The organism is Bifidobacterium vansinderenii, assembly GCF_002234915.1.
Lineage (GTDB): Bacteria > Actinomycetota > Actinomycetes > Actinomycetales > Bifidobacteriaceae > Galliscardovia > Galliscardovia vansinderenii.
The window spans coordinates 49,271-58,193 of sequence record NZ_NEWD01000022.1 but is presented as its reverse complement, the minus strand read 5'-3'; the positions used below and the strand labels follow the sequence as shown (position 1 = coordinate 58,193).

Annotated in this window: 7 protein-coding genes and 1 pseudogene; 3 read left to right on the top strand and 5 right to left on the bottom strand. The window is 63.3% G+C overall.

Annotated features, from left to right (window positions below; all coding sequences use genetic code 11):
* A partial coding sequence (locus tag Tam10B_RS12985; RefSeq protein WP_456297853.1) for a transposase-like zinc-binding domain-containing protein occupies positions 1-132 on the bottom strand: 132 nt, incomplete at its 3' end.
* A gap of 110 nt (positions 133-242) precedes the next feature.
* Positions 243-1,145 (bottom strand): annotated as a pseudogene (locus Tam10B_RS08500) (IS1249 family transposase); the annotation flags it as partial.
* A 243-nt stretch (positions 1,146-1,388) separates the two neighbouring features.
* On the opposite strand from Tam10B_RS08500, the gene msrA reads away from it, so the two are divergent.
* On the top strand, positions 1,389-2,360 hold the full coding sequence (gene msrA / locus Tam10B_RS08495) for a peptide-methionine (S)-S-oxide reductase MsrA (protein WP_093960819.1): 972 nt from the start codon (positions 1,389-1,391) through the stop codon (positions 2,358-2,360).
* 64 nt (positions 2,361-2,424) lie between these two features.
* Here the strand turns inward: msrA and Tam10B_RS08490 are convergent, their stop codons facing one another.
* Both Tam10B_RS08490 and Tam10B_RS08485 read right to left on the bottom strand, forming a co-directional pair.
* Complete coding sequence (locus tag Tam10B_RS08490) at positions 2,425-5,052, bottom strand: X2-like carbohydrate binding domain-containing protein (protein WP_233133666.1); 2,628 nt, start codon at positions 5,050-5,052, stop codon at positions 2,425-2,427.
* 410 nt (positions 5,053-5,462) lie between these two features.
* Positions 5,463-6,014 (bottom strand): NADPH-dependent FMN reductase, encoded by a 552-nt coding sequence (locus Tam10B_RS08485; RefSeq protein ID WP_093960818.1) that lies wholly within the window; start codon positions 6,012-6,014, stop codon positions 5,463-5,465.
* A gap of 227 nt (positions 6,015-6,241) precedes the next feature.
* Here Tam10B_RS08485 and Tam10B_RS08480 point away from each other — a divergent pair, with 227 nt between their 5' ends.
* Positions 6,242-6,706 (top strand): GntR family transcriptional regulator, encoded by a 465-nt coding sequence (locus Tam10B_RS08480; RefSeq protein WP_093960817.1) that lies wholly within the window; start codon positions 6,242-6,244, stop codon positions 6,704-6,706.
* Positions 6,707-6,821: 115 nt separating this feature from the next.
* Entirely contained in the window at positions 6,822-7,430 is a 609-nt protein-coding gene (gene dcd / locus Tam10B_RS08475) for a dCTP deaminase (RefSeq protein WP_093960816.1), read from the top strand.
* A gap of 43 nt (positions 7,431-7,473) precedes the next feature.
* Here the strand turns inward: dcd and Tam10B_RS08470 are convergent, their stop codons facing one another.
* On the bottom strand, positions 7,474-8,568 hold the full coding sequence (locus tag Tam10B_RS08470; RefSeq protein ID WP_093960815.1) for a LacI family DNA-binding transcriptional regulator: 1,095 nt from the start codon (positions 8,566-8,568) through the stop codon (positions 7,474-7,476).
* Between the last annotated feature and the right edge of the window lie 355 nt (positions 8,569-8,923).

Below are 8,923 nucleotides of genomic sequence, written 5' to 3'. Positions count from 1 at the left end.
CTGACGCATGACCCCGGTCAGCGAACACGCGACGCACATCCACCGCTGGGTTCCCGCCCTCGTCCTGCCGTTCCGCTTCATCGCCGACCCGCACACGGGGCATTTCTTCGCCTTGCTGGATTTCGTCCTCATGCATCCAGCCCACCAGAGGAACGCCCCTATTTTTTCACGCGGAAAAATAACACCCCGACACGCCTACTGCCGTAAGGCCAAACCCGGAACATAAGCAACACTCTTGTTCCTATAGCCCTCAATCCCCGGTGATGGCGCAGCATGTCGCGCAGACGCGCGTTCCATGATTCGATGAGATTGTTCGTGGACGGCACCGGGCCGTCGGCCGTGAGCCCCTCGTCGAGGAACGTGAACAGCCGGCCCTCGCGGATGCGACGGCGGATCATGCGACGCGCCTTGACGAGCCGCTGGTGCATGTCGTTCACGCTGCCGTCCGCGTGCCGGCTCTTCTCGTCGAGGAAGGCGGCGAAGTCCCGCTCCCATTGGTTGTAGGAGACGAGCCATGCGGCGGCGGAGTCCTTGTCCCTGACGCGCGCCAACGCCACGGCGATCGCGCGCAGTCGTCTGCCCGCCTCCAGACGGGGCCTCATGCCGGTCAGTTCCATGATGTTGGCCTGCACGTGGAACAGGCAGCGCTGGATCCTCGTGTCGGGCCATATCGTCTTCGCGGCCTTGAGGATGCCGCCTCCCCCGTCGCATACGAGCACGTCCGGCGGCGCGATCCTGCCCATCAGGCACTGCCATGAGGCCGCCCGCTCGCTCCTGGCGATATGCCAGCCGATCACATACCCGTCGGCCACGGCGATCAGCACCACCGCATCCCGGTGCAGGTGGATGCCGTCCACATGCACCACGCGGTGGACCTCGTCCACCAGCGGCACCGGGGGCCACAGGCTCCACATGAGCCCGCACCTGCGACGAAGCGTACGGGCCGGCAGACGGTGCTCGGCCTGCGACTGTTTCGAGAACAGCCAATCCAAACCGGACCGCAGATCACGGGCACCGTTGTCACGTGACTGAGTGTGTGAACTGCCGCATTCCGCGTTCCGGCACCGCCACCTGATCCGTCCCGCGCTCGTCCTTCCATTCCGCTTCATCGACTCGCCGCACACGGCGCAACTGGGTGTGTTCATCCACCCAATCTGCCACGCCAACTCAAAAGCCGCTCAACCCTTGTTCCACAAGGCCTTACGACCTATTCCAGACACACATTCCGGCCGACCTCAAGTTCCCCGCCCACACAACTCAAACAAGAGAAACACCAATCATCCCAAGGCCTGACAAGCCAAAACAGACACACATTCTGGCCTATAACCCCGCCATCGTCGTTAGCGCCAAGACGCCTGCGCGCCATACGCTCGCCTACACTGGCAAGCATGAGTGATGAGAACACCGAGAACACAACAACCGCACCGGACACCCAGACCGCGTACTTCGCCGGCGGGTGCTTCTGGGGTCTGCAGGAATACTTCCGCAACGTGGACGGCGTGACCGCCACGACGGTCGGATACTCACAGTCGAACACCCCGAACCCCACCTACGAGCAGGTATGCTCGGGCACGACCGACGCCGCCGAGACCGTGCACGTGGAATTCGACCCGTCCCGCGTGACGTTGCGCACGCTGAGCCTGCTGTTCCTCGAGGTGATCGACCCGTTCTCCGTGGACCGTCAGGGCGAGGACTCCGGCCGCCAGTACCGCACCGGCATGTTCTTCACGGACGACGTTCAGAAGGCCGTGTTCATCGCCGCGATCGAGCAGCTGATCGACCGCGAGCCGCGCCGCCCGGCCGTGCTCATCGAACCGCTGCGCAACTTCTACCCCGCCGAGGAGCATCATCAGGACTATCTGGAGAAGAATCCGGGCGGCTACTGCCACATCGACATCGCCAAGATCCACAACGTGCGCAACCGTCAGAAGTACGTGGACCGCATCTGGGATCTGACGCTCGAGCAGTTCGCCGTCACGCAGCACGCGGCCACCGAGCGTCCGTTCGTCAACGAGTACGACGAGACGTTCGAGCCCGGCATCTACGTGGACATCGTCAGCGGACAACCGCTGTTCCTGTCCACCGACAAGTTCGATTCCGGCTGCGGCTGGCCGGCGTTCTCCAAGCCGATCAGCGCCGATCTGGTCACCGAACATGACGACGATCGCGTGCCCGGCCGTCCGCGCATCGAGATCCGCACGGCCGAGACGCAGATCCACCTCGGCCACGTGTTCGACGACGGCCCGGCCGAGCTCGGCGGCCACCGCTACTGCATGAACTCCGCCGCGCTGCGCTTCGTTCCGCTGTCCCGTATGGCGGAGGAAGGCTACGCCGACTACATCCCCCAGCTACAGCAGTAGCCGCGCATATAACAGGGCGTTCCCCACACATCGGCAGGGAACGCCCATTCAGACCAGTGAGCGGTCAGCTCCTTTTGCGACGAACCACAAGCACGGCCACGCCGGCCACGGCCAGCACGACCACGACCACGGCGATGACCGCCACGGCCGTACCAGTGCGAGACAGCTCGCCCTGGGTCTTGCCGTTCGCGTTCGTCACAGTCTTCTTGGCACCGTCGACGTCGGCCTTCTTATCGGCATCGTTCGCCCCCGGCTGCGACGGCTGCGCACCCGGCGTGCTGTCCTTGATCGCCACGGACAGGCGCGCGCGTGCGCCACGGTTGAAGAACACCACCACGTTGCCCGTGCTGCCGGTCTCCTTGCCGTTGAGCAGACTGCTGTTCAACGTCACGCCCGCATCGGTGACCGTGTAGTCGGTGCCCTCGGTAAGCGTCCTGTAGTCGTACTGCACGGACTGCACGGTGTTGCCGTTGAAGTCGATGCCCGCAGACAGGCCGTTGGCATTCACACCATGCGCGGAAGCGTCGTACTTGTCGTATTCGAACGAGTTCTGCTTCAGCGAGGCGTTGACCGCGTCGCCACGACCGTCGTAGAGCTTCCACACCTGCGTGCCATGGAACGGATTCGCGGTGCCCACGTTGAGACCGGTGTCGGTGATGGCGAACACACGCAGACCGTGGTTGTTGTTGTCGCCGAAACCGTTGCGGGTGATGGTGCTGAAGTTCGTACCATCGCCGGTGACCACCAGATCGAAGCCGCGCTTGTCGGTGGTGGCGGCGCTCAGATACTTGAGCACACCCACGAAGTAGCCGAAGTTGTCCACGTTGGCCTGGGTGAGCCACTGGTCGAGTTCCTTGACCAGGTCGTCCGGCAGGTACTGCTTGTTCTTCTGGTACAGGTCGTACAGCTGCTGGAGCCACGTCTGGAACTGCTCACGGTCCTGCAGCGTGTACTGCCTGGCATCGGCGGCCATCGGCGTGGCCGCGGAGGAGCTTACGTCGGTCTGCTTGGATTCCAGATCGTCCTGCATGCTGCCGAGCAGGTCCTGCATCTGCTTGACGTCGGACTGCACTGCGTCGGCATTGCCGGACTCGAGGGTCTTGGCGACTGCCTTCTGATCGTCGGACTGCACATCGGTGGCATTGGCCCCGTCGGCAGCGGCAGCGTTGGTCTGGCTGTCCTCAAGCGTCTTGAGGAACTCCTCGATGTATCCGATCTGCTTCTTCCACTGCTCCGGCGTGCGGTGCAGGATATCGCCGTTGACGAACTGCGTGATGGGGTACGTCATGTCGCTGATGTCGTACGTGCCGGCGTACATCTTGCCGTCGTACGACTGCATGCGCCACACGTACTGGTTCAGGAATCGGCTGGCCTCGTCGTCGGATCCGAGTCCGGCGCGCATGGTCTTGCCGTCGATCGTGCCGATCGGGCCTTCGGGGAAGGCGTCGTTCGCCTCGCCGGCGACCATCTGGAAGTTCTCGTCGGCGTCCATGCGCCACAGGTTCACGGCACCGTGCAGATCCTTATACAGACCGTCGAACTTGTACTTCAGCACGTCGGGGATCGAGATCATCGGATCGTTGTAGCCGCCGATGTACAGATGGTTCTTGTACACCACCATGTTGGCCGCGCCGGAACGATCGGCACCGAAGCCGAAGTCGTACTTCGCGCCCTTGGACTTGTCGCCGACGAGCAGCTTGTACGACCACGTGCCGTCGCTGTTCTGATCGCCTCGGAACAGGGCGAACGAACGTTTCATCTTGCTCGTGCCCGTCACCACGGTGATGTACAGATGGCCGTTGAATGGAACGATGTCCCAGATCGCACCGCCCGCGATGTTGTCGGTGGTGTGGAACGCCGGGTAGCCGAGGAAATCATCCTGCGTGCCGATGATGTTGAACGAATCCTGACCGGCGGTGGGGTTCGAGGACGAGACGATGTAGGCGCCTGTCTTGCCCTCCTCACCGTACTTGCCGATCATGCTGGCGACCAGCTGATCGTTGGTGACGGCGAGACCGCGGATGAGTGTGGACACACCCTTGCCCTCGGCGGCCTTGCCCGTGTACACCACGCGGGTCTTGTCGGTGGCGGGGTCGATCTCCACCAGCTGCGGGGTGGGGACGGTGCCGGCCGCGAAATACAGCTTGTCGTGGAATTCGACGGCGGCACGGTAGCCGGAGCCGGCCTTGGCCGTGCTCACCAGCTTCACCTCGCCGGTCCGGGTGTTGACCTTCAGCAGCACCGGACGCATGACACCGTCGTCGAAATACAGTTCGCCGTTGAACATCGCGTCGACGCCGGCCTTGAGCGTGCTGTACTTCACGCCGGTCGTAGCGGACACCAGCCTGACCATGCTGTTCATCGGCGAATAGCAGGTGCCAATGTACATCCAGTCGCCGTAGCCAACGGACGCCCATGAATAGCTCTGGCCGCGGTCGCCCGTGGTGCCGGACATAGTCGGATTGCCGTTCGCGTCAACGTTGACGATGCCGTCGTCCTCGCCAAGCGCGGCGTTCGGATGGGAGATCTTGGTGGCGGTGTAGCCGGACTGCTGACCGACCGTGATGCCCGGCGTGCCGGCGGCCGATGCAGTGGCGCCCAGCGGCATGATCATCGCACAAGTGGCGACCACGGCGACTGCGATGTTGCGCAGACGCACGAGTGGCCTCACCGATTGCGTGAGAGAACTCATGATGTCTTCTTCCTGGATACTTCCTATTAGGGTCTTCTCTGACGAGATTTACTCGATCGGCGCCCCAGAAACACACAACATCACATAACATCCAGGAACGCCAATACCCCCTCACTGTATACCGCTTTTACGACACCCCCTATAGCGGAAGAAGACTGCGCCGCGCAGTTACGCAGGGTTTTGGCACCGTATGACTGCGTGACTACGCGTAATGCCTGCGTAACTACGCGGTACCGCACGGCATATGGGACCCACATACGACAGGGGGCGCGCTCCGTAGAACGCGCCCCCTGGACGATCTGCGGCAGACGTCGGACCCGTGCACCATCCGGCACCACCGCCGTCAACGACGATAGCAGTGGGCGGCTACTCGGATGGGAAACCGTCCATCAGCCGCACCGCCGCATGCCTCACTCGGCGATGAACTTGAGGAAGGCATCCACCTGAGCGGACAGGGCCTTGCGGTCATCCTCGCTCAGGCCGAGCTTGCCGGTGCCCCAGGCCTCGGGAGCCAGGGTCACGCCCAGCTGATCGCCAAGCAGGTCGACCTTGCCGAAGCCCAGCACCTCGGTGAGCTTGGCGCGGGTGCCGGCGCCGGCGGACTGACCGGCCACGGAGCTCAGGGCCACCTTCTTGCCGGGCAGCACGGAGGAGGACTCGGCCGGGAACGGCTCCAGCGGGCGAGACAGCCAGTCGAGCAGGTTCTTCAGCACGCCCGGGTAGCTGTAGTTGTACTCCGGGGAGAAGATCCACACGCCATCGGCGAGCACGAACTCGCGGCGCACGGCGGACACGGCCTCGGGAGCCGGGTACTCGATGTCCTGGCTGAAGAACGGCACGTTGGTGTAGTCAAGGAACTCCACCTCGGCGCGATCGCCGATCAGAGCCTTGGCCTCGTCAGCCAGCTGCTTGTTGAAGCCGTCCTTGTGCAGGGAACCCACGATGAACAGAATCTTGGCCATGTTTCCTCCTGATGGTTCGCAACGATTCGTCGTTGCAGACATGTTCGTAACCGCCGTCGCAAACGGCGGCAAAGCCTTGACGCCTCTATTGTCTCGCCGGGCCGGCGACATCCTCAGCCGGCAGAGAACCACGGACGAGAATCGTTGCAATATCGGCGAACTCAAATATCGGCGGCGTACTAACCGAGTAGTACAGTTTGAGAAAACGATGGGAAAGGTGGATTGCCATGGGCAGCGGAATTCTGGACACGTCCGTCATCAACGACGACATCACGGATCTGTTCGCCTCGTCCGAGACCGGCACGCACGACGCCGATCATGGCGACGACGATTTTCTCATCACCATCGACCTGAACAGCGCCACGCCCGCGTTCGAGCAGATCCGTTCGCAGCTCGACGGACTGATCCGCGTGGGCCTGCTCGAGGCCGGTGCCAGCATGCCGCCGATGCGCGGTCTGGCCAAGCAGTTCGGCGTCTCGCTCGGCACGGTGCAGCATGCCTACGAGGAGCTGGAATCCAACGGCCTGATCATCACATCTCCCGGTCGTCCGGCACGTGTGGCGGAGGGCAAGCGTCTGCCGTGCGATGTGCTCGCCGCGATCGAATGCCTGGCAGTGGCCGCGCAACAGAAGAACGTGAATCTCGGCGACACCCAGAACGTGCTAGGCGCCATGTGGCAGATGAAGCGCTGACGACGGTCGGAAGGGCCATGCCGACGGCTAGACTGAACGGGTTAGACGTATAATGCCGCGCCGGCGCGCGACGACCGACGCACATCAGCGCAAACCACGCGAAGGAGAACACCACATGCTGCTCAGCGATCACGACATTCTGGCCGCGCAGGCGAGCGGAAACATCTCGCTCACCCCCTGGACCCCGGAGATGGTGCAGCCGGCCTCGGTGGACGTGCGACTGGACCGCTTCTTCCGCGTGTTCAACAGCCACAAGTACACGTATGTGGATCCGGCCGAGAATCAGGGAGACCTGACCGAGCAGTTCGAGGTGGCCCCCGGTGAACCGTGGATCCTGCACCCGGGAGAGTTCATCCTCGGCTCCACGTGGGAGTACGTGAAGCTGGATTCGTCGATCGCCGCGCGCCTGGAGGGCAAGAGCTCGCTGGGCCGTCTGGGCATTCTCACGCATTCGACCGCGGGCTTCATCGACCCCGGCTTCGAGGGTCACATCACGCTGGAGCTGTCGAACGTGAGCACGCTGCCGGTGAAGCTGTGGCCGGGCATGAAGATCGGCCAGATGTGCTTCTTCTCGCTGAGCTCCCCCGCCGACAACCCGTACGGCTCCGGCAAGCTCGGCTCGCACTATCAGGGACAGCGCGGCCCGACCCCGAGCCGTTCCTACGTGAACTTCTACTGCGCCGACGTCAACGACGACGAGGGCATCGACGCGAGCGAGGCGTAGGTCTAGTGTGCTCCCTCCCACGGAGGGAGCACGCTGACAGCCTCTACCGTTCCACGTCGGCGTAGGGCGACTGTCTCCAGACCAGTTCCGGCTGAAGCAGTTCATGCCAGCGCGGCTCGTCGGTGATCGGCACGCCGGCGAGCATGTCGCGCGTCATGCGCAGCAGTTCCTTCGCCACCACGTTGAGCGGCTGGCGGATCGACGGGAACGAGAACGCGTGCGCGAGCGCGGAATCGTCGAATCCGGTCACCCATACCGGGCGTGACAGCATGTTCACGTTCGGATCGCCGTCGATCACCGCGTGCTTCACGATGTGGCTGATGCTGGAGAGCGCGCCCACGGCGAGGTTGTCGGACGGGCAGACGATGGCGTCGAGTCCCGGATGCCGCTGATAGAGTTCGGCGGCCGCGGACTCCCCGGCGCGCATGGCCTCGATCGTACCGATCGCCCACGTGTCGATCGGCTGGCCGTCGTACATGCCGTCGACGATGAGACCGGCCTCCGCAAGGCCGTCATGCCAGCCCTGATAGCGGTTGATCGCGGTGCCGGTGCCGGTGTTCCAGCCGATGTATCCGATGCGCTTGCGACCGGCGGCGACCAGACGGCCGACCATTTCCTTGATCGCGCTGTAACCGTCCACGTCCACCCACGGGATGCGCGCAGCGTCCTCCTCACTCAGGTTCCACGGGCGGCCGAACAGCACGAACGGCTGATGGTGTTCGATGAGCCAGCGCGGACGGCCGTCGTTCACTTCGAGCTCGTTGAGCACGATCGCGTCGACGTCGGACTGTTCCATCAGGCTTTGGATGTGCTTGATCTCGCTGGGTTCGTCGATGCGCGGGTAGAGCATGATCTGCTTGCCGTCGTTGTTCGCCTCGGCGGCAAGCAGGTGCAGGAACTCGTCGAAGATGGGCGACGGAGCGCGGTTCTCGCCAGCGGAGATGCCCACGGCCACCACGTCGGACCGGCCGGAGCGCAGACGGCGGGCGGATGCGTTGGGTTTGTACCCGAGTTCCTTGATGGCCTGTTCGATCTTCTCTCGCGTGGCCTGCGATACGATGCCCGGCGAGTTGATGGCGTTGGACACCGTCTGGTGCGAAACTCCCGCCTTGCGTGCCACATCACGGATACTGACCATTCCCACACCCCTTTTTCGCCGCCAGCCATTCAGGGTGGCGTTCACGTTTTGTCGAACCGTATTGGTCTTGTAAGCGCATTTCACGTCACCGTAACGCGCCTGTCTAAGCCATTATTATTCCACACAATGTGAACGTTCAACCTCCGTTGCCGAAAGATGGCGCGGGCCTGGGGCGATGCCGCCATAGGAGGCTGCAACCGTGGTCACCTCATCCGTCTCGCTTCGCTCGACACCTTCCCCTCAAGGGGAAGGCCGACTACGTCGGAGTAGAAAAACCGCTGCATGCCGGCTTCCCCTTGAGGGGAAGCTGTCGGCGTAGCCGACTGATGAGGCGATCTCGGCCGAAGGCCGCCAC

Bases quoted from the DNA above. Each gene is read 5' to 3' on its own strand.
- msrA (WP_093960819.1), top strand. From the start codon at position 1,389: ATGAGTGATGAGAACACCGAGAACACAACAACCGCACCGGACACCCAG.
- Tam10B_RS08490 (WP_233133666.1), bottom strand. From the start codon at position 5,052: ATGAGTTCTCTCACGCAATCGGTGAGGCCACTCGTGCGTCTGCGCAAC.
- Tam10B_RS08485 (WP_093960818.1), bottom strand. From the start codon at position 6,014: ATGGCCAAGATTCTGTTCATCGTGGGTTCCCTGCACAAGGACGGCTTC.
- Tam10B_RS08480 (WP_093960817.1), top strand. From the start codon at position 6,242: ATGGGCAGCGGAATTCTGGACACGTCCGTCATCAACGACGACATCACG.
- dcd (WP_093960816.1), top strand. From the start codon at position 6,822: ATGCTGCTCAGCGATCACGACATTCTGGCCGCGCAGGCGAGCGGAAAC.
- Tam10B_RS08470 (WP_093960815.1), bottom strand. From the start codon at position 8,568: ATGGTCAGTATCCGTGATGTGGCACGCAAGGCGGGAGTTTCGCACCAG.